20 protein-coding genes are annotated in these 19,135 nt (G+C 48.8%); 4 read left to right on the plus strand and 16 right to left on the minus strand.

Translation table 11 applies throughout. The features are described from left to right. Window positions 1-45 precede the first annotated feature (45 nt). Entirely contained in the window at window positions 46-1,029 is a 984-nt protein-coding gene (locus HP401_RS07525; RefSeq protein WP_012685749.1) for a Na/Pi cotransporter family protein, read from the plus strand. On the opposite strand, the gene HP401_RS07530 is transcribed toward HP401_RS07525, so the two are convergent. From HP401_RS07530 to hemW, 12 genes are all read right to left on the minus strand, one after another. Further along, entirely contained in the window at window positions 995-1,660 is a 666-nt protein-coding gene (locus HP401_RS07530) for an LrgB family protein (protein WP_173604610.1), read from the minus strand. The two genes, HP401_RS07525 and HP401_RS07530, sit on opposite strands and share 35 nt — an antisense overlap. Beyond that, window positions 1,653-2,048, minus strand: a complete 396-nt coding sequence (locus HP401_RS07535) for a CidA/LrgA family protein (protein ID WP_012685747.1) — start codon at window positions 2,046-2,048, stop codon at window positions 1,653-1,655. Before HP401_RS07535 ends, HP401_RS07530 begins: the two co-directional genes overlap by 8 nt. 101 nt (window positions 2,049-2,149) lie before the next feature. Continuing rightward, complete coding sequence (gene deoC / locus HP401_RS07540) at window positions 2,150-2,815, minus strand: deoxyribose-phosphate aldolase (protein ID WP_012685746.1); 666 nt, start codon at window positions 2,813-2,815, stop codon at window positions 2,150-2,152. A gap of 4 nt (window positions 2,816-2,819) precedes the next feature. Continuing rightward, complete coding sequence (locus HP401_RS07545; RefSeq protein WP_064202879.1) at window positions 2,820-3,248, minus strand: NUDIX hydrolase; 429 nt, start codon at window positions 3,246-3,248, stop codon at window positions 2,820-2,822. Continuing rightward, window positions 3,245-4,603 carry a tRNA (N(6)-L-threonylcarbamoyladenosine(37)-C(2))-methylthiotransferase MtaB gene (gene mtaB / locus HP401_RS07550; protein ID WP_012685744.1) on the minus strand — a complete coding sequence of 453 codons (1,359 nt, stop codon included), beginning with the start codon at window positions 4,601-4,603 and terminating at the stop codon, window positions 3,245-3,247. Before mtaB ends, HP401_RS07545 begins: the two co-directional genes overlap by 4 nt. A gap of 102 nt (window positions 4,604-4,705) precedes the next feature. Then, on the minus strand, window positions 4,706-5,464 hold the full coding sequence (locus HP401_RS07555) for a 16S rRNA (uracil(1498)-N(3))-methyltransferase (protein WP_173604611.1): 759 nt from the start codon (window positions 5,462-5,464) through the stop codon (window positions 4,706-4,708). A gap of 18 nt (window positions 5,465-5,482) precedes the next feature. Next, window positions 5,483-6,424, minus strand: coding sequence for a 50S ribosomal protein L11 methyltransferase (gene prmA / locus HP401_RS07560; protein ID WP_064202878.1), 942 nt, complete (start codon window positions 6,422-6,424; stop codon window positions 5,483-5,485). 99 nt (window positions 6,425-6,523) lie between these two features. Beyond that, window positions 6,524-7,651: a molecular chaperone DnaJ gene (gene dnaJ, locus HP401_RS07565; RefSeq protein WP_012685741.1), complete on the minus strand. Its 1,128-nt coding sequence runs from the start codon at window positions 7,649-7,651 to the stop codon at window positions 6,524-6,526. A 150-nt stretch (window positions 7,652-7,801) separates the two neighbouring features. Next, window positions 7,802-9,631 (minus strand): molecular chaperone DnaK, encoded by a 1,830-nt coding sequence (gene dnaK / locus HP401_RS07570; protein ID WP_012685740.1) that lies wholly within the window; start codon window positions 9,629-9,631, stop codon window positions 7,802-7,804. Between the two features lie 51 nt (window positions 9,632-9,682). Continuing rightward, window positions 9,683-10,273 (minus strand): nucleotide exchange factor GrpE, encoded by a 591-nt coding sequence (gene grpE / locus HP401_RS07575; RefSeq protein ID WP_173604612.1) that lies wholly within the window; start codon window positions 10,271-10,273, stop codon window positions 9,683-9,685. A 9-nt stretch (window positions 10,274-10,282) separates the two neighbouring features. After that, window positions 10,283-11,308: a heat-inducible transcriptional repressor HrcA gene (gene hrcA, locus HP401_RS07580; RefSeq protein ID WP_012685738.1), complete on the minus strand. Its 1,026-nt coding sequence runs from the start codon at window positions 11,306-11,308 to the stop codon at window positions 10,283-10,285. A gap of 153 nt (window positions 11,309-11,461) precedes the next feature. Next, on the minus strand, window positions 11,462-12,604 hold the full coding sequence (hemW, locus tag HP401_RS07585) for a radical SAM family heme chaperone HemW (RefSeq protein WP_173604613.1): 1,143 nt from the start codon (window positions 12,602-12,604) through the stop codon (window positions 11,462-11,464). Between the two features lie 379 nt (window positions 12,605-12,983). Here hemW and ycaC point away from each other — a divergent pair, with 379 nt between their 5' ends. Further along, window positions 12,984-13,616 carry an isochorismate family cysteine hydrolase YcaC gene (ycaC, locus tag HP401_RS07590; protein ID WP_173604614.1) on the plus strand — a complete coding sequence of 211 codons (633 nt, stop codon included), beginning with the start codon at window positions 12,984-12,986 and terminating at the stop codon, window positions 13,614-13,616. Window positions 13,617-13,775: 159 nt separating this feature from the next. Here the strand turns inward: ycaC and HP401_RS07595 are convergent, their stop codons facing one another. Continuing rightward, on the minus strand, window positions 13,776-13,988 hold the full coding sequence (locus tag HP401_RS07595) for a hypothetical protein (RefSeq protein WP_217365995.1): 213 nt from the start codon (window positions 13,986-13,988) through the stop codon (window positions 13,776-13,778). A 194-nt stretch (window positions 13,989-14,182) separates the two neighbouring features. Then, complete coding sequence (lepA, locus tag HP401_RS07600) at window positions 14,183-16,000, minus strand: translation elongation factor 4 (RefSeq protein ID WP_012685734.1); 1,818 nt, start codon at window positions 15,998-16,000, stop codon at window positions 14,183-14,185. Between the two features lie 191 nt (window positions 16,001-16,191). Here lepA and HP401_RS07605 point away from each other — a divergent pair, with 191 nt between their 5' ends. After that, window positions 16,192-16,668 (plus strand): HIT family protein, encoded by a 477-nt coding sequence (locus HP401_RS07605; RefSeq protein ID WP_173604615.1) that lies wholly within the window; start codon window positions 16,192-16,194, stop codon window positions 16,666-16,668. After that, on the plus strand, window positions 16,646-17,524 hold the full coding sequence (locus HP401_RS07610; protein WP_173604616.1) for a GNAT family N-acetyltransferase: 879 nt from the start codon (window positions 16,646-16,648) through the stop codon (window positions 17,522-17,524). Before HP401_RS07605 ends, HP401_RS07610 begins: the two co-directional genes overlap by 23 nt. Window positions 17,525-17,578: 54 nt before the next feature. Here HP401_RS07610 and HP401_RS07615 read toward each other — a convergent pair whose 3' ends face one another. Both HP401_RS07615 and HP401_RS07620 read right to left on the minus strand, forming a co-directional pair. After that, window positions 17,579-18,583, minus strand: a complete 1,005-nt coding sequence (locus HP401_RS07615; protein ID WP_173604617.1) for a hypothetical protein — start codon at window positions 18,581-18,583, stop codon at window positions 17,579-17,581. Then, window positions 18,553-19,101 carry a sigma-70 family RNA polymerase sigma factor gene (locus HP401_RS07620; RefSeq protein ID WP_041749358.1) on the minus strand — a complete coding sequence of 183 codons (549 nt, stop codon included), beginning with the start codon at window positions 19,099-19,101 and terminating at the stop codon, window positions 18,553-18,555. The genes HP401_RS07615 and HP401_RS07620 overlap by 31 nt, the downstream gene beginning before the upstream one ends. Between the last annotated feature and the right edge of the window lie 34 nt (window positions 19,102-19,135).

A 19,135-nucleotide genomic window follows, 5' to 3' on the forward strand; every position in this document is an offset into this window, starting at 1 on the left:
GCGTTATAGTAACTTGCTAAAAATGGACAGGGAGGAACGTATCTTGTGATAGTCTCCATCCTCGCCCCTTTTACCTTTGGGCTCACGTTTTTTCTTTTCGGTATGTATGCCATGCGCTCCGGCTTTCAAAACCTCGCCGGCAAAAAAATGGAAGAATGGATGGGGCGCTTTACTCGTACCCCACTCCATAGCTTCTGGATTGGTCTTTTCGCTACTTTTGTCTTGCAAAGCTCCAGTGCGGTAACCGTCCTGACGATTGGGCTGACGAACGCAGGTATCATCCAGTTCACACAAACTGTTGGCATCATTTTAGGTACCAATCTGGGCACGACCGTGACAACGGAGCTGGTTGCGCTCAAGCTCGAGTCTTTTGCCATCCCCATGCTTCTCATCGGAGTGGCCCTTTGGCTGATGCCGCGCCGAAACATTCGTTGCATTGGTCTTGTCGTCGCCGGCTTCGGACTGATCTTCCTCGGCATCGATACATTGAAAGTCATGGCGAAGCCTTTGGAGCAGTCTGAGACGTTTCGTTCGCTTTTTCTGGAGAGCAGCCATTCCATCTGGATCGGTTTGATTACCGGGGTCATTTTCACCGCGCTCATTCATAGCGGTTCCGCTACAACGGTGATCACGATGGGCCTTCTCAGTCATCAAATTCTTTCGATGGAAACGGCACTCGCCATCGTATTGGGCGCGAACGTCGGAACCTGCTTTACTGCTGTCATCGCTGCGATTGGCACAAATACAGCATCCAAGCAGGTCGCATGGTGCCATACGCTCTTCAACGTCGCAGGCGCGATTGTTTTTTTACCGTTTCTTTCCCAGCTTGCCCTCGTCAGCGCCTTTTTAACGGATAGTCCTTCTATGCAAATCGCCCATTCACAGACGATCTTCAATCTCGTCTGCTCTCTAGTTGCGCTACCATTCGTGCCGCAAATAGCCCGGTTTATTCAATGGCTGATCCCTGATAAGCGTCGTCCTACTGACCTCACCTTTAGAAAGAAAATGGTATCAAGTAGATGGAAGTAATGACGCCTGCCACGATCATTGCGACACTTGAGGCTGCCGTTTGAACAGGGGAAACGCGGTTCAAGCTAGCCGTACCAATGGCGTGTGCACTCGTACCGATAGCGATCCCGATTGCCCAATCATCAGTGATTTTTCCCCATTTGAGAACAGGACGGGCAATCATGACACCGACCATCCCTGTTAGCGCGGTAAAAAAGGCTGCAAGTGCAGGCTCCCCACCTATGGAACGACTCAGCTCCAACGCAATGGGGGTGGTCACGGATTTGCTGAGCATGCTTTTGTATACAAGCTCATCTGAGCCTAGACACCAATGAACCGCCATAACGACGAAGATCGCAACTGCACAGCCTGCACATACACCAAGCAACACACCGCGCCAAATATGAGCAAATTCCTTGATCTGTTTCGCCAGCGGAATAGCGAGTGCCACCGTTGCAGGACCGAGCCAAAAGGAAATCCACGATCCTCCGGCAGCAAATGCCTCCCAATCACCGCTAAATGCCCACCACATGGTCCAGACCAAGATCACAGCCACCAAAAGAGGCTGCAATCGTTGGAATCGAGCGTTGATCATGGTTGCGCCTTTGTACCCTGCTATCGATACTAAAATAGCAAAAAATGGACTAAGCATCCAAAGTCCTCCCCTCTTGCGGCAAGGACGATTCTGATTTTTGTTTATGATGCTTCATATACCATTGCACAACCACGCCAGTCACAAGCATGACTAGTAATGGACCGAGAACCATCGATAGTATGATTGGCAATGGGTTTTGTGTGAATACGTTTAAATAGGAAGCAACTCCGACAATGATCGGTACGAAAAAGAGCAACATGTGTCTAATTAAAAATGTACCCGCTTGTTCCACCCAATCCATTCGTATCCATCCCATACACAGTCCCAGTGTTAATAGCAGCATTCCCACCAGGTTCCCGGGCAGGGGAATATGCAGCCATTTGCTCGCAGCTACGCCTACCCCATAAAAAGCCAACAGGATGACGATTCCTTTAACAAATTTCATTTTGCTAATCTCCTCCCCGCTCCCTATCCTCTCTCTATAGGAACTTCAGCATGCAGGACGGAAAAAGCCCGGCCTTACCTCGGCCAGGCTTTTCTTTGATATTAGTATCCGCTGCCTGTTGTTTTTGCTCCTGTTACAATGGAAACACCGGAGCTCGTACCGATACGGCTCGCGCCTGCTTCGATCATCGCAACCGCTGTTTCACCGTCACGAACGCCACCAGACGCTTTTACGCCTACATTTGGTCCTACGGTTTTACGCATCAGGGCGATATCTTCAACCGTTGCTCCACCTGTTGAAAATCCTGTGGAGGTTTTTACGTAATCAGCACCAGCCTCTACGGAGAGCTTGCACGCAACTACTTTTTCTTCTTCGGTCAAGAGGCAGGTTTCCAGAATCACTTTCAAGAGAATATCGCCAGCCGCTTGCTTTACAGCAGCGATGTCTTTTTTGACAGTTTCCAGGTCGCCGGATTTCAGGGCACCTACGTTCAGTACCATATCTACCTCAGTCGCTCCGTTTGCAATCGCATCGCGGGTTTCGGCTGCTTTGGATTCGATTGTGCTCGCTCCCAGAGGGAAACCGATAACCGTGCACACTTTTACATCAGAACCTGCCAAGAGTTCAGCAGAGCGTTTTACCCAATAAGGGTTTACACATACAGACATGAAGTCATGCTCTCTTGCTTCTTGGCACAGCTTGTCAATCATCTCTTGTGTAGCATCAGGCTTCAACAGCGTGTGGTCGATATATTTGTTCATGTTCATAGAACTACACCTCTATCCCTAATTGTTCGAATGCAAGGCGAAAAATGCTGTCATTGTTACGGTATCCCCGTTGCAGTTGCAAATCCCAGGCTTCCTTTGCAGAATGCCAATGGACATCATTGATTTCCTCTAGCTGCACGGTGATCTCCGTGTTGTAAGCTTCCACCAAATAATAATGGACTTCTTTGTCGATGGATTCGCCCGTCACTGGATGTGTATACACATAGGTGATCATGTCGAGCTTGGATCCCAATCGTCCGGCTACGCCTGTTTCTTCCAAAACTTCGCGCAGAGCCGTTTCTTCGATGGTCTCGCCCATCTCCTGCTTCCCTTTTGCGAGTGTTACCTTGCCATAGCGGTCTTCAATCAATAGGAGCATGTACTCTGCGTCTTGCTTCTGGTATACAACGCCCCCAGCCGATATCTCCCTCATATAGCTCGCTCCTTCAGGTAAGGCAGCGCCTCTGTTTCCACTACACGAACAAAAGTCCCTTTGCAGTATTCCGAGCCCGGTTCATCCAGTCTGACCTTGCAAATCTTGCCGATCATGCTCTCATCGCCAGGGAAGACGACGTTCAGGTAGTTGTCCGAATAGCCCATCAGAAGACCGCTATCAGGTGCTTCTTTAAACGGACGCTCTGGAATGACTTCCAGTACATCCCCTACGAATTTCTTGGAGTATGCCAAGGTCAGTTCCTGATTGAGCTCCAGAAGCTTCGCAACGCGCTCGTTCTTTTCCTCTTCAGGAATTTGATCCGTCATACGCGCTGCTGGTGTACCTGTACGCATGGAGTACGGGAATACGTGCATCTCGGCGAAACCGATTTTCTTCATAAACTCGTATCCGTTCCAGAATTGCTCTTCTGTCTCACCCGGGAAGCCTACGATGACGTCTGTCGTAATCGCTGCTCCTGGCAATGCTTCGCGTACTTTGACCATTCTTTCGTAAAACTCAGCAGTCGTATACTTGCGGCGCATGCGCTTCAACACTTCGTCATCGCCCGCTTGCAGCGGTACATGCAGATGGCGTACGACACGATCGGAGTTGTTGATAACCTCGATCACTTCATCGGTGATTTGGCTTGCCTCGATCGAACTGATGCGGATGCGCTTGAGGCCTTCCACCTGATGAAGGTCAATCAACAGCTTGGCCAAATTGTAGTCTTCCAAATCTTCGCCGTATCCACCTGTATGAATCCCAGTCAAAACAATTTCCAGGTAGCCCGCTTCCACCAGCTTTTGGGCCTGTTCGACTACGCTCTCCGGTTTGCGGGAACGCATCAGACCGCGTGCCCAAGGAATAATACAAAACGTACAAAAGTTGTTGCAGCCCTCTTGAATCTTGAGGGAAGCACGTGTGCGATCTGTGAAGTTAGGAACATCCAGCTCTTCGAAGTCGCGAGCTTTCATAATGTTGCCTACGGCATTGATCGGCGTGCGTTCCGCGCGAATTTGATCCACGTACTCGATCAGCTTCTCGCGTCCTTGTGTACCAACTACGATATCTACACCGGGAATTTGCGCAATCTCACTTGGAGAGGTTTGCGCATAGCAGCCCGTTACGGCAACGATCGCCTCAGGATTCCGGCGAATCGCACGACGAATCACTTGACGGCTCTTCTTATCTCCCGTATTCGTAACCGTACAAGTATTAATCACGTAAACATCTGCATCTTCTTGTTCAAAGTCGACTCTCTCATAGCCGTCAGCCTTGAACAATTGCCAGATGGCCTCTGTCTCATAGCTGTTTACTTTGCAGCCCAATGTATGAAAAGCAACGGTAGACATTGCCATTCCTCCTTTTGTGTGAAAAACGTCTCTCCGTTTTTCATAAAAGTGGATGTGACCGCTTGCGGTCAACGAAAACGGTCATGACCGTTTCGTTCCTGCTCATCCTTTGTGAAGTGATGAAGCCTTTCGTTCAAACTGATAGGAAGCGCAGGCCAAAACGTACTGGCTTGCTGTTTCCGTGCGCAAAATACGCGGGCCGAGGGAAACCGTCAGGAACCCTTTGCTCTCTGCTTGGGCCACTTCCTCAGGAGAGAAGCCTCCCTCCGGTCCAACGAGAACGAGAAGTGAATCACTTGCAGTCATCTCTTCTAACACTTGATGAATCGTGGTACTGCCCTCTTTTTCATAAGCAATTGCGCAATGCGTATACGACTGGCCAGCTTCAAGTATCTCACGAAATGAAACAGGAGATAAAAGCTCTGGCAAAACAGCACGATGAGACTGTTCAGCAGCCTCTTTAACGATTTTGCGCCAACGCTCCAGTTTTTTCGCTTCTTTTTTGGCGTCCAGCTTTACAATGGTTCGCTCAGAAGAAAACGGGAAAAAGGAGTACGCCCCAAGTTCCGTCCCCTTTTGCAAAATCCACTCCAGCTTCTCGCCTTTTGGAAGCCCCTGACCAATTGTGACCCGGATCGGCAGTTCTCGCTCTTCTTGAAGCATTTCCATTACTTCTGCCCGTACTTCCTTGGCAGAAAGATAGACAAGCTTGGCCCGTGCTGACCTGCCCGCTCCATCAGAAACGATGATTTCTTCGCCTTCCCGAGCACGCATTACATTTACGATATGGTGTACGTCGTCTCCGACAATCGTTAGCTCATTCTCAGTAAAGGAATGTGGCTCGACAAAATATCGTTGCATCTCGTCAACCCCACTATTCTATCGTTTTTTTGCTACAATTGCTACCCAGTCATCGATGAAAATGGTTTCCACGATCTCAAGACCTGAAGCCGCCAACGCCGCTTTCACATCCGCTTCACGCGCAGCAATAATACCTGACGAGATAAAGGTTCCACCTGGCTTCAACACGCGGAATACATCGTCGGTGAAACGCACGATGACCTCTGCCAAAATGTTAGCCACGACCACTTCCACCTGCTCCTCGATGCCGTCGAGCAAGTTGTTTTGTCTCACGTTGATATGCTCATGCACACCATTCAGTTCGGTATTGGCCTGTGCAGAGCGCACAGCTACTTCATCTAAGTCCATCGCCAGCACATCTTTTGCTCCGAGCTTGATGGCAGCAATACTCAAAATGGCTGTGCCTGTCCCAACATCATACACCTGATCGCCTTTTGCCATATACTTCTCGAGTGCACGCAGACAAAGAATGGTCGTTGGATGTGTACCTGTTCCAAATGCCATACCTGGGTCCATTTCGATAATGATCTCATCTGGATGCTTCGGCACGTACTCTTCCCATACTGGCTTGATGGTCATGCGATCGGATACATGAACCGGTTTGTAGTATTTTTTCCAGGCGTGGGCCCATTCATCTTCATGGACATCGTTTACAGCAATCGATGCCTTGCCGATATCCAAACCGTACTCGATCAACTGCGCCAGCTGCTCTTTCAATTCTTCTACAACGTCTAGCAGCTCGCTGCTGTCAACCGGCAGGTATGCTTTAACGAATACGCCCTCGGCCGGAAAATCATCAGGAGAAAGCTGGTAGATTTCGCCAAAGGGGGTATCCCACTCACGATAGAGCACCTCCGGGTCTTCAATTACGACACCATTGGCACCCAATTCATACAAGAGGCTTGACACCGCCTCCGTAGCCTCCGCTGTAGTATGGATACTGATTTCTGACCATTTCACGAATCTACCACTCCCCACATAAGCTCCCAATCGGGCTTTTCATTTAATCGACTTCGCTACATGAAACTTTAGGCAAAAAGCGGACAAAACCGCGACGGATTACTCGCCGCGGAATGCCCGTTTCATTTTTTCGAAAAAGCCTTCGTCTTCTCCTCCGTGCTGTCCTGGCTTTTCCCCAGACAGTTCGGCGAGCTCACGCAACAATTCCTTTTGTTTATCGCTCAGCTTGGTCGGCGTAATAACGCGCACTTTCACATGCTGATCACCGCGGCCGTTTCCACGCAAATGCGGAACACCTTTTCCACGCAAGCGGAAGAATGTTTCTGTTTGAGTACCTGCCGGGATCTTCAACTTCACGCGACCGTCGACAGTCGGCACTTCGATCTCATCTCCAAGTGCTGCCTGTGCGTAAGTAAGCGGAACCTCACAGTAAATATCATTTCCTTCACGCTCGAAAAACTCATGGCTCTTCACGCGCAACACGACGTACAAATCCCCAGGAGGTCCACCATTTGCGCCCGGTTCTCCCTCGCCTGTTACGCGCAATTGTGCTCCATCGTCCACACCTGCTGGGATGTTGAGATGAATTTTGCGGCGTACCTTGACACGTCCACTTCCACGGCAAGTTGAACATTTTTCTTTGACAACTTTCCCTTTGCCTTCGCAAGTCGAGCAAACACGGCGGTTGACGATTCGGCCGAACGGCGTGTTCGCCACCACTTCTTGCTGTCCTGTACCACTACAAGTCTTACATGTATCGACACCGGAACCAGGCTTCGCGCCAGAACCAAGGCATGTATCGCATTCTGCTTCTTTTGGAATTTCCACGTCGGTTTCTTTTCCAAAAATCGCGTCGATAAAGTCAATGCTGAGGCCAAATTGCAGATCAGATCCTTTGCGAGGCGCATTTGGATTCGCACGTCTGCCGTTGCCACCGAAGAACATGTCAAAGATATCTCCGAAGCCGCCCATGCCTGATCCGTCAAAGCCTCCGCCACCGAAGCCCTGATTCGGGTCTTGGTGACCAAAACGGTCATACTGCGCACGCTTTTGTGGCTCGGACAGGATGTCGTACGCATCCTTAACTTCTTTGAACTTTTCTTCCGCGTCAGCCTCTTTATTTACATCCGGATGGTACTGACGTGCCAGCTTGCGATACGCTTTTTTGATTTCATCAGCGTCCGCGTCCTTGGCTACGCCCAGAACCTCGTATAAATCACGTTTCATTTCCTACATCACTCCCATGACAGTCAACTGTTATCATAGCATGTGACAGACTTGAAAAAAAGTCAAAGTCAGCATTCCGTGACTTTGACTTTCATGGGTCACATCGTGGGAAGTGAGGGAAGAAATCTCTCCCCTCACAGTTCCAGCGTGTTACTTTTTATCGTCTACCACTTCGTAGTCAGCATCAACGACATTGTCTTTCTTCGGCTCTTGACCTTCAGCGCCGCCGCCTTGTGCTGCTTGCGCTTGAGCTGCCTGCTCATAGAGCTTCACCGAAATTTGTTGGATGATCTCGGACAGTTCATCTTTCGCTGTCTTGATCTCTTCGAAGTTGCTGCCTTCCAAAGCAGCTTTCACTTTATCTTTCGCAGCGTTAGCGCGATCGATTTCAGCTTGGTCGATCTTGCCTTCTACTTCTTTGAGTGTTTTCTCAGTCGTGAATACGAGTTGGTCTGCTTCGTTGCGAACTTCTACTTGCTCTTTGCGTTGTTTGTCCGCTTCTGCATTCAACTCAGCATCTTTTACCATGCGATCGATATCATCGTCGGACAGACCAGAGTTAGAAGTGATCGTGATACGTTGCTCTTTCCCTGTACCCAGGTCTTTTGCACGTACGTTTACGATACCGTTCGCGTCAATATCGAAGGATACTTCGATTTGCGGGATGCCGCGTGGCGCTGGCGGGATATCGGACAAGTTGAAGCGTCCGAGCGATTTGTTGTCGCCTGCCATTTGACGCTCCCCTTGGAGAACGTGAATTTCTACAGATGTTTGGTTGTCCGCAGCTGTAGAGAACACTTGGGATTTGCTTGTTGGGATCGTCGTGTTGCGATCGATCAGCTTGGTGAATACGCCACCCAATGTTTCGATACCGAGGGACAGTGGAGTTACGTCGAGAAGAACAACGTCCTTCACGTCACCAGTCAGTACGCCCGCTTGAACAGCCGCGCCCAGTGCTACTACTTCGTCTGGGTTCACACCTTTATGTGGTTCTTTTCCTGTAAATTTCTTGATGGCTTCTTGTACCGCTGGGATACGAGTAGAACCACCAACCAGAATAACGCGATCCAGTTCGCTTGGAGTCAGACCAGCGTCTTTCAGCGCTTGACGAGTTGGGCCCATTGTACGCTCAACCAGCTCAGCAGACAGCTCTTCGAACTTCGCACGAGTCAGGTTCATCTCCAAGTGCTTTGGACCTGTTGCATCTGCTGTAATGAACGGCAGGGAAATGGTCGTAGTCAATACGCCGGAGAGGTCTTTCTTCGCTTTTTCAGCAGCGTCTTTCAAACGTTGTTGAGCCATGCGATCCTTGGACAGGTCGATACCATGCTCTTTTTTGAATTCGCTCACCAGGTAGTTCATCACAACATCGTCGAAGTCGTCTCCGCCCAGTTTGTTGTCACCGGACGTTGCTTTTACTTCGAAGAAGCCATCGGACAATTCGAGAATGGATACGTCAAAGGTACCGCCGCCCAAGTCAAATACGAGAACGGTTTGATCTTCTGTTTTCTCCATACCGTATGCAAGTGCAGCTGCGGTTGGTTCGTTCACGATACGCAGTACTTCCAAACCAGCAATTTTCCCAGCATCTTTTGTTGCTTGGCGTTGGCTGTCATTGAAGTAAGCTGGAACCGTAATCACTGCCTGCGTCACAGATTGACCAAGGTAGGCTTCAGCGTCTGCTTTCAGCTTTTGCAGGATCATAGCAGAGATTTGCTCAGGTGTGTACTGGTTGCCTTCCAGCGTTTCTTTATGGGCGCTACCCATGTGGCGCTTGATGGAGATTACGGTATTGTCTGGATTGGTGATCGCTTGGCGTTTTGCCGCTTCCCCAACGATGCGCTCGCCGTTTTTGAATGCTACTACGGATGGTGTGGTGCGGTTACCTTCCGCATTGGCAATAACGACTGGCTCGCCGCCTTCCATTACTGCTACACAAGAGTTGGTTGTTCCCAAGTCAATTCCGATTACGCGACTCATACAAAATGTCCTCCTAACACTATACGTCTAGTGAATTTTCGTTTTTTGAGATTACTCGTTCACTTGAACCATCGCCGGACGAACGACGCGGTCTTTGAACATATATCCTTTTTGCAGCTCGGCTACCACAACGCCTGATTCAAACTCAGGGTTTTGTGTTTGCATAACCGCCTGGTGGATGTGTGGGTCAAATGGTTTTCCTTGTGCCTCGATTGCAGCCAAGCCTTCTTTATCGAAAACCTGGACCATCTGACGGTATACCATGTTGACACCCTCCAAAAGGGATTCTACTGTCATGGATTCCTTGTCAGCGGCAAGTGCTCGCTCGAAGTTATCGAGAACTGGCAGAAGCTCTTCCACGATTTTCAGTGATGCGTACTTAGCCAGATCTTCCTGCTCTTTGCGAACACGGCGGCGAAGGTTATCCATGTCAGCCATGGCACGCAGCATGCGGTTTTGGTGATCCTCAGCCTGAGCCTTCCAGTGAGCAGCCTCTTGCTCCCAGTTCATCTCAGTTGCTTCTGCTTGGTCTGCATCCTTTGCTACTTGTTCTTCCTCGAGAGTCGGGTCTTGCGTTACTTTTTCCTCGCTCAACGTCACTACCTCCTGGCGGCTTTTCCAGTCAATAGACTGTGTTGCCATTCACTCCATTTATTTCTCAAACTGCGAAGTCAGCATGCGCGATAGGCCTTCCGCCAAATGATTGAGTACAGTAATGACCTTGCCGTATTCCATTCGCGTCGGCCCAAGTATCCCCACCATTCCAACTGGCTTGCCTCCAAGCGAATAAGAAGTGGTAATAATACTGCATTGCTTAATCGCGTCTAGCTGGTTTTCCTGTCCGATGCGCACCGTGAGACCATCGCCCTGCATGCCGATCACATTCATTAATTGATCGTGCTGCTCTAATAGCTCGAGAATATCCTTGACTTTATCTACGTCCCGGAATTCCGGCTGGTTCATGATCTTGGTCGCACCGCGTAAGTATACTCGTTCTTCTTCTTGTGTCAGCGAGTTGTTGAGGAGCTGAAGAATTTCTTCATACTGCTCCGTGTGACGTTGCATTTCACCTGAAATCTCTTGATAAAGACGTTGCCGAAGCTGCCATAGTGGCACGTCGGTCAGCTTTGCATTCAACAGATTGACGAGTTTCTCGATTTCCCCGGCCCCTATGCCTTCTGGAAGATCGATCAGCTTGTTCTCCACTCGTCCGGTGTGTGTCACCACAATCGCGACAGCCTGTTCAGCATTGAGAGGAACGATTTGAATATGTTTTAACCGATGCTCAAAAATCTCTGGTCCCAAGACAATCGCCGTGTAGTTTGTCAACTGAGAGAGAATTTGGGCAGTGTACTCTACCACTTGTTCTGCGTGGAGAATACGTTCGGCAAACAACTGTTTTAGTTTACCCAACTCCGTTTCCTCCAAAAGATGAGGCTGAATCAGGTTATCGACGTAGAAGCGGTATCCTTTTGTAGAAGGAACACGTCCTGCCGATGTGTGGGGCTGTTCTAAGTATCCCAGCTCCTCCAAGTCAGACATCTCGTTGCGTATCGTTGCCGAAGAGAATCCGATGTCGTCCCGTTTGGAAATGGTTCGGGAGCCAACAGGTTCGGCAGAATGAATGTAATTATCGACAATCGCATTTAAAATCATTTGTTGACGGTCTGATAACATGGATGTCGCTCGCCTCCTGTTGGATTGTTAGCACTCATGCTTATCGAGTGCTAAATCTATATACTAAGGTATCAATAGTAGAAGGATTTGTCAACGAACTTGAGCTAGTTCTATAGACAAAAAATCTCATTTTTCGCGAGTTTTACTTTTTCCTTAACGAAGAAAGCGTGCAAATACCTCATTTCCTAGCGGAAGCCCCTGTTTCGTCAGCTTCAAAAAGCCGCCCTTTTCTTCCAGCATCCCTTTGGCTACCTCTTCTTCTATTATTGTCCCAAATACATCATGAACAGTTGCGCCAAAACGGGACGCAAACGCCGAAAGGTCAACTCCTTCTCTCAAACGAAGTCCCAAAATCATTTGTTCCTCCATGGCATCCTCGCGCGGTACCTCGAATTGTTCTACACGCGGCAGCCCTTCCTTGCACTTCTGCAAGTAAATCGCAAGTGGGCCAGCATTCACGTGTCGGTGGCCGCACACATAACCGTGGGCACCTGCACCCAACCCATAGTATTCACGATTGAGCCAATAGGTTTTATTATGTTTGCTCTCAAAGCCCGGTTTTGCAAAATTGCTGATTTCATACTGCTTGTACCCATGCCGCTCCATCTCTTCTATTAATACCATGTACATCTCAAGCTCCGTCTCTTCAGACGGCAGTGGCAGCTGATCCTTTTGGTAAAGCGTGTGGAACAGCGTGTTCTCCTCCACCTTGAGACTGTACGCGGAGAAATGAGTGGTACCTAGCCCAAATGCCTTGTCCAATGTCTGACGGAAAATGTCGAGTGTCTGATCCGGCAATCCAAACATCAGGTCTATGCTGAAGTTGTCGAAGCCTACTTTTTTCGCATTATCGATACTGCGGTACACGGCTTCCTGGTCGTGGATTCGTCCCAGTCGTTTTAAGAGCGCGTCGTCAAAGGACTGTACACCAAAGCTCAGCCGATTGACACCCAGCTCACGCATGATCCGCAGCTTTTCCACGTCTGTCGTTCCCGGATTCGCTTCCATCGAGAACTCGATATCATCCGTCCAGTACTTGCCCAATTGCTTTTGTACCATTTCCAAAAACGCGCGCATTTGGGCATGATCGAGAAACGTAGGCGTCCCTCCGCCGACAAAAATCGTTTTCACCTGCTCGATCGGCTGCTGGCTAAAGGTGATCTCCATTTCGCTTTTCAATGCGTCTAAGTAATCCCAAATGAGCTGCGGATTGTTCGTCACAAATGAGTTGAAGTCACAGTAGTAACATTTATTCGTACAAAAGGGAATGTGAATGTAAACCGATTGTGGCATCATGTCCCTTTCCCTCCTTTTAAAATTGGGTTGTTATAAAGACGACTTTTTGACAACCTCTTTAATAGAAAAGACCTGACACAAGGTCAGGCCTACTTCTTATCATCCATGCGTAAAACAGCCATATACGCCTTTGATCGACCTCGTTATTTTATTGTAACACAGTAAATGAGAGAATCGACTGCAAACATTGATACAGCAAGCATTTGTAACAGCTTGATTATCATAGTGTATTTTTCTATATCCAGTCAAACATGATAGGGAAGCGCAGGAATAAAACAAAATCTATCGTTTTAAGCAGTTTGTTCAAATTCGTGAATGAAACGTTTCATTTCGAATAGACATGTTAGAGTTGTTACTTGTTTTTGAGGAGGATTCTTAGATGACTGATCTCTATTCCCGTATTTCTAAAGATGATGCTGCTGTTCTTCTGATTGATCATCAAACGGGCCTTATCTCTGGACTTGTGCGTGATTACGGGGTTGATGAATTCAAGAACAATGTTCTGGCTTTAGCAAAGACCGCGAAATTTTTCAATTTGCCTGTCATTCTTACCACGAGCTTCGAGAGTGGTCCAAACGGTCCATTGATCAGGGAACTCGTCGAACTCTTTCCAGACGCGCCTAAGATTGCTCGTCCAGGACAGATCAATGCGTGGGATAATGAGGATTTTGTAAAAGCGATCCAGGCAACTGGCAAGAAGCAACTTATCATTGCTGGTGTGGTTACCGATGTCTGCGTAAGCTTCCCCGCACTTTCCGCTCTTCATGCAGGGTATGAAGCATTTGTCGTCACCGACGCTTCTGGCACTTTCAGCAAACAGGTAGCGGAAGCCTCGTTAATGCGCATGGCACATGCTGGCGCGCAGCTTATGAACTGGTTTAGTGTAGCGTGTGAGCTACAACGGGATTGGCGCAACGACGTCGAAGGTTTTGGTGCTTTACTAGCTGGTCACCTTCCCGGCTATCAAAATGTAATCGAGAGTTATCAAGCGCAGAACGAACTTGTCAAATAGAACCCACTTCGGGGTACCTCCATATTGTTGGCGGTACCTCTTGCTATTACTTGCGACTCTCATCCATTTGCATAATGTCCTTTCAAATACTTGATACTACAAACAAGTAAAGGAGGTAGTTCTGATTGTCACCAACCAATAATGATTCCCAACTTAATTCTAACTGTCCACCAGATTGTAACTTACCGAATCCAGAATTCCCGCCATCGAATGAAGTCCCTCATCCACCAACTCCTTGGCCACCACACAGCCTCGATCCTCATCCACCAACTCCTGTATCACTCCCCCCAACCAATCCACATCCACCAGCGATACCACCTGTAACCAATCATCCCCAACCACCACATCCTTGGTGACCACTCGATCCTCCACAGGGTCGAGTTTTCATGTCATCAGAACGGAATGTGCCAAAAAGAAAGACGACAGAAGCAGATTTAAAAATTCTGCCTATGTCGTCGCATTCTACATCCTATTTCATACCGTTAACCTTCGAGTAACTTATGTATGAAAAAAAATAAATCCCCCACCATTTCGCCCATTGGTGGCTTTTTGGTGGGGGGAGACTGCTACTTCTTATCATCCATGCGCAATACAGCCATAAATGCTTCTTGTGGTACCTCTACGGAACCGACAGACTTCATGCGCTTCTTTCCTTCTTTTTGCTTTTCGAGCAGTTTACGCTTACGCGAGATGTCCCCGCCGTAACATTTAGCAAGAACGTTTTTACGCAACGCACTGATCGTTTCACGAGCGACAACCTTGTGTCCGATGGTTGCTTGAATCGGCACCTCGAATTGCTGACGTGGAATCAATTCCTTCAGCTTTTCGCAAATGACTTTACCACGAGCATAGGCCGTATCTTTGTGTACGATAAACGACAGAGCATCCACCACTTCGCTGTTGAGGAGAATATCCATTTTCACCAACTTAGAAGCTTTGTAGCCACCCAGCTCGTAGTCAAAGGATGCATATCCTTTTGTTCCGGACTTCAGCATGTCAAAGAAATCATAGACGATCTCGGACAATGGCATGTCGTACTTCAGCTGCACGCGGTTCTCACCCAGGTACTGCATGTCAAGAAACTCACCGCGTTTACCTTGGCACAACTGCATAACATCACCGACGTATTCTTTCGGTACCATGACTGTAGCCGTAACGTAAGGCTCCTCGACCATTTCGATCTTTTGTGCTTCCGGCATTTTGGACGGGTTGTCGATTTCGAATACTTCGCCGTTCGTTTTGGTAATGCGATAAATAACGCTCGGCGCGGTCGTAATCAAGTTAATGTTGAATTCCCGTTCGATCCGCTCCTGGATGATCTCCATGTGCAGAAGTCCCAAGAAACCACAACGGAAACCAAAGCCAAGTGCTTGGGAAGTTTCCGGCTCAAACTGCAGGGACGCATCGTTTAGCTGGAGCTTTTCCAATGCATCGCGCAGATCGTTGTACTCGTTCGTTTCGATTGGGTACAAACCACAGAAAACCATCGGGTTGATCTTGCGGTAACCAGGCAGCGGTTCAGCTGCAGGGCGATTCGCATCTGTAATGGTATCCCCCACACTGGTGTCTCCCACAGTTTTAATGGAAGCAGCTACGTAGCCTACATCTCCAACCGTTAATTCTTCTACTTGTGTTTGGCGTGGTGTCGATGTACCGATTTCGGTTACTTCGAACGACTTGCCTGTCGCCATCATTTTGATTTTCATACCCTTTTTCAAGGTTCCGTTAATGACACGGATGGAGGCAATAACGCCACGATACGCATCAAAATAGGAGTCGAAAATCAAAGCCTGGAGAGGTGCATCCGGGTCTCCCTCTGGAGCAGGTACTTTTTGCACAACAGCTTCCAGTACTTCTTTAATCCCGATACCTGCTTTGGCAGAAGTCAGAACCGCATCGCTGGCATCCAGACCGATCACGTCTTCAACCTCTTGCTTCACGCGCTCAGGCTCTGCGCTCGGCAGGTCGATCTTGTTGATGACCGGGATGATCTCCAGGTTGCTGTCCAACGCTAAATACACGTTAGCCAATGTCTGGGCTTCGATCCCTTGTGCCGCATCCACGACGAGAATAGCTCCTTCACAGGCAGCCAAACTGCGGGATACTTCATACGTAAAGTCGACGTGTCCAGGGGTGTCAATCAGGTGGAGAATGTACTCCTCACCGTCATCTGCTTTATAGTTCAAACGCACGGCATTGAGCTTAATCGTAATCCCGCGCTCTTTTTCCAGCTCCATCGTGTCAAGAAACTGGGCTTCCATCTCACGTGCAGTCAAAGCACCGGTCAGCTCCAAAATGCGGTCTGCCAGCGTCGACTTTCCATGGTCAATGTGGGCGATGATGGAAAAATTTCGTATCCTTTTTTGTCTTTCACGACGATCCATGTGTTGTTCGTTCCCTCCCACGCGAATCCATTCAAACGTTCAGATTGCGCCTCGCAAAAAATACACTAACAGTAATTATAACAAACCGATGATATAAAGAGCAACCAAAGAGAATCAGGCATTTGCCTCCTTTTTCTCGTATCCAAACTTTTCCTGTGCTAAAGTGGTAAATAGCATGGAGGTGGCTAGGAATGAATGCACAGCAAGCCGACTGTTTGGGCTGTCGGTTGGCCCATAGAATCGTAGAATCACATATCGTCTTTGAAAACGAATGGGTGGCATGCCTATTGGATATCGATCCTTTTTCGGAAGGTCATGTACTCATTCTTCCGAAGCAGCATTTCGTAGATTGGACAGACTTGGATGAATGTACGATGCAAAAGGTATGCGAGGCAGCCACCTCTCTGTCCCACGCCCTTAACAAGTTGTACAAGCCCGATGGCATTACCATTTGTCAAAACGGCGGTGCTTTTAACGATCTGACTCATTTTCATATGCATGTCATCCCACGGTTTCATCATGACGGGTTCACGTGGAGCGATCCACTACATGAGCATGGAGCTGCGAACCGCTTGGCTGCTACACGTACAAAAGTGGCGGAAGTATTGAACGATATCGCCGTGAACACAAAGAAGGAAACGGAGAATGATCAAAGTGAACAGCGTTGACTCTTGCTTGCATTCCTTAACCATAGCGGATATTCCCGGTCTCATTGCCTTATCTGATTCCGTAGGCTGGGATTACGACGAATCGGAAATTCGCACAATTCTGTCTATCGGAACCGCATTCGGTCACAAAGACGCGAATGGCACCCTACTTTCATGCGCGGCTATCATTCCGTACGATGACAAGCTTGCGAGCATCGGTATGGTGATTGTCCATCCCTCGTCGCAAGGCAAAGGGTATGGTCGCCAGCTTATGAAGGCGTGCATGGCATCTGTTTCTACGGATACATCGATCATGCTCATTGCGACTCCAGAAGGAGAGCCATTGTACAAAAATCTCGGGTTCCAGACGGTGGATCGTATTCGAAAGTTTATAGCTGAACGCTTTGTGCCTGAAGCACCTCCGCAAAACGAAGCGAATGACGAATTTGAAATTGCACCAATGGAGTTGGACGATTTCTCGAGCGTGCTTGAATTAGACAAAACAGCACTGGGTAGCAGTCGCACTCATTTTCTCGATATACGCATGAGACAAGCAAGTACCTGTCTGGTAGCCAAAAATCCCTCCGGCAAGGTCATCGGATATGGCTTCGCCGTACAAGGCCCGGTCAATCTTATCGTGGGGCCGATCGTCGCAGAGAATGCTGGTATGGCTGAAAACCTCTTGTACAAGCTGACACAGCATCATACCGGACGTGTGCGAATAGACGTACCGGAAGAACAAGTAGCGTTTCACACTTATTTGGAGCAAAACGGCTTCACACAGGTTTCCCATCCCCCAGTGATGGTTGCGAATGCGAATAGCCTACCTCGCCGTAATGGAACGTACTGGGCGATAGGCGCTCAAATATACGGATAGACATGAAAAGCGAAAAACGGACCTTCTTTTAGGCAAAGGTCCGTTTTGTCATTCTCACTTTGTTTTTGATCGATTTTGAACTTGTTCCAGCACTTTTGGTGGAAACAGTTTTTCTAGGCTGCTCTGGTAGTTGCTGCCGTCCTCGGGCATTTGGAAGTCAGTAACCCGATAAGCATTTCCATTGTAGACAATTTGAAAGATCATCGGTGCACTGAGCGCGGAAGTATGGCTACCCGTTATTTTCACCCAAGCGTATACGGTTCGCTTCGCAGCGTCTGGCGCTTCCACTCCAAGCAACTCAACGTTTATCTCTCGATATTTTCCCAGCCACCCCAGCTTGACGCTTTCCGTCTCTAAATACTGCTGAATGATAGGCCCAACCAATTGACGGTTCGCAGGTGCTATCCCTTTTTTCACCTCGACAAAAACTTGTCCGAGATGTTTGCCTCCTGATCTTGCTTCCAGCTTCCATTTCCCCGGTTCAGGCAACACAATCCCTGATGGAAAATGACCATCTGCATCGTATAAGGGGTCCATAGCCTCGTAGCTGCCCAATGACAGACGGGTCCCATCGGTGTTGTAAGCAGTGATCTCTATTTTTGGGGCGTAATCCCCATTCAACAGCCATATCACCCGCTGCGTCTGTCCTTCGTAGAAACCGTCCTGATCTGTCATGATGCGGACAGGCTTTTCTCCCAAATAAGAAAAGGACTGATTGTCGTAAGTGGAAGACAAAAAAGGTGACAGCTTCCACAAGTCGGCTTCGACGATTTGGCCCCCTGGCAACAAGGAAGGTATTTGTGTCTCTTGTTGTGGAGGTATTATCACATGCTGTGCAGATTGTCTCTCCTCCTGAATGGGGAGCCCAAACCACAAGAGCAAGCCCATCGTCAGCACAACGCCCGGCAAGGCTAACTTCCTCCAGCTAGTCATCCACCCAGTCCCAGACCTCACCCGCTGCCGCACTCGCTCTTCCATCGATGCAGTGAACTGTACATCACGCAAAATGGTCTGATCTGCCCGTTCCTTTAAATCCGCGAGCCATCGGTTTTCGTCCATTCCCAGTCCCTCCCCTCTCCCATACTCTGCCGTAGTTGCTGTCTTGCCCTATGCAACCGAGTTCTGACTGTTCCCTCCGTTACTCCTAGCACCTCAGCCACCTCTCCGATGGATAAATCCGCATAGTAATGAAGGGCAATCACTTGACGATAGAGCGGAGAAAGCTGCAACACTTCCGCAACGAGCTGGTCCTTCTCGGCTTGATCGAGCACAAGACTTTCTGTAGAAAGCTCCCCATCCTGTCTCATCCACGAGCGGGGAAGAATATGGCGGAACGACCAAGAACGCAAATAACCTTTGCACTCATTAACCGCGATTCGATATAACCACGTGTGCACACTGCTCTCCTGCCGAAAGCGTGGAAGATGCCGATACACCTTAACGAAGACATCTTGGGTAATATCCTCTGCCAAGCTGCGATCTTTGACCAGAAAAGTGACGAGTCGAAGCACGCGGGTCCCATATTCCCTCATGATTTGTTCAAAAGCAGCATCTGTCGTTGGCTGCAATTTTTCCAAGGGCGTGACCTCCTTCACTCGCATTCACTGGTTA

It is taken from the genome of Brevibacillus sp. HB2.2, from assembly GCF_013284275.1.
Lineage (GTDB): Bacteria > Bacillota > Bacilli > Brevibacillales > Brevibacillaceae > Brevibacillus > Brevibacillus brevis_D.

Bases quoted from the DNA above. Each gene is read 5' to 3' on its own strand.
- dnaK (WP_012685740.1), bottom strand. From the start codon at position 9,631: ATGAGTCGCGTAATCGGAATTGACTTGGGAACAACCAACTCTTGTGTA.
- mtaB (WP_012685744.1), bottom strand. From the start codon at position 4,603: ATGTCTACCGTTGCTTTTCATACATTGGGCTGCAAAGTAAACAGCTAT.
- lepA (WP_012685734.1), bottom strand. From the start codon at position 16,000: ATGGATCGTCGTGAAAGACAAAAAAGGATACGAAATTTTTCCATCATC.
- HP401_RS07535 (WP_012685747.1), bottom strand. From the start codon at position 2,048: ATGAAATTTGTTAAAGGAATCGTCATCCTGTTGGCTTTTTATGGGGTA.
- HP401_RS07555 (WP_173604611.1), bottom strand. From the start codon at position 5,464: ATGCAACGATATTTTGTCGAGCCACATTCCTTTACTGAGAATGAGCTA.
- deoC (WP_012685746.1), bottom strand. From the start codon at position 2,815: ATGAACATGAACAAATATATCGACCACACGCTGTTGAAGCCTGATGCT.
- hrcA (WP_012685738.1), bottom strand. From the start codon at position 11,308: ATGTTATCAGACCGTCAACAAATGATTTTAAATGCGATTGTCGATAAT.
- hemW (WP_173604613.1), bottom strand. From the start codon at position 12,604: ATGATGCCACAATCGGTTTACATTCACATTCCCTTTTGTACGAATAAA.
- HP401_RS07530 (WP_173604610.1), bottom strand. From the start codon at position 1,660: ATGCTTAGTCCATTTTTTGCTATTTTAGTATCGATAGCAGGGTACAAA.
- HP401_RS07615 (WP_173604617.1), bottom strand. From the start codon at position 18,583: ATGGACGAAAACCGATGGCTCGCGGATTTAAAGGAACGGGCAGATCAG.
- dnaJ (WP_012685741.1), bottom strand. From the start codon at position 7,651: ATGAAACGTGATTTATACGAGGTTCTGGGCGTAGCCAAGGACGCGGAC.
- HP401_RS07610 (WP_173604616.1), top strand. From the start codon at position 16,646: ATGATCAAAGTGAACAGCGTTGACTCTTGCTTGCATTCCTTAACCATA.
- grpE (WP_173604612.1), bottom strand. From the start codon at position 10,273: ATGGCAACACAGTCTATTGACTGGAAAAGCCGCCAGGAGGTAGTGACG.
- HP401_RS07545 (WP_064202879.1), bottom strand. From the start codon at position 3,248: ATGAGGGAGATATCGGCTGGGGGCGTTGTATACCAGAAGCAAGACGCA.
- HP401_RS07605 (WP_173604615.1), top strand. From the start codon at position 16,192: ATGAATGCACAGCAAGCCGACTGTTTGGGCTGTCGGTTGGCCCATAGA.
- ycaC (WP_173604614.1), top strand. From the start codon at position 12,984: ATGACTGATCTCTATTCCCGTATTTCTAAAGATGATGCTGCTGTTCTT.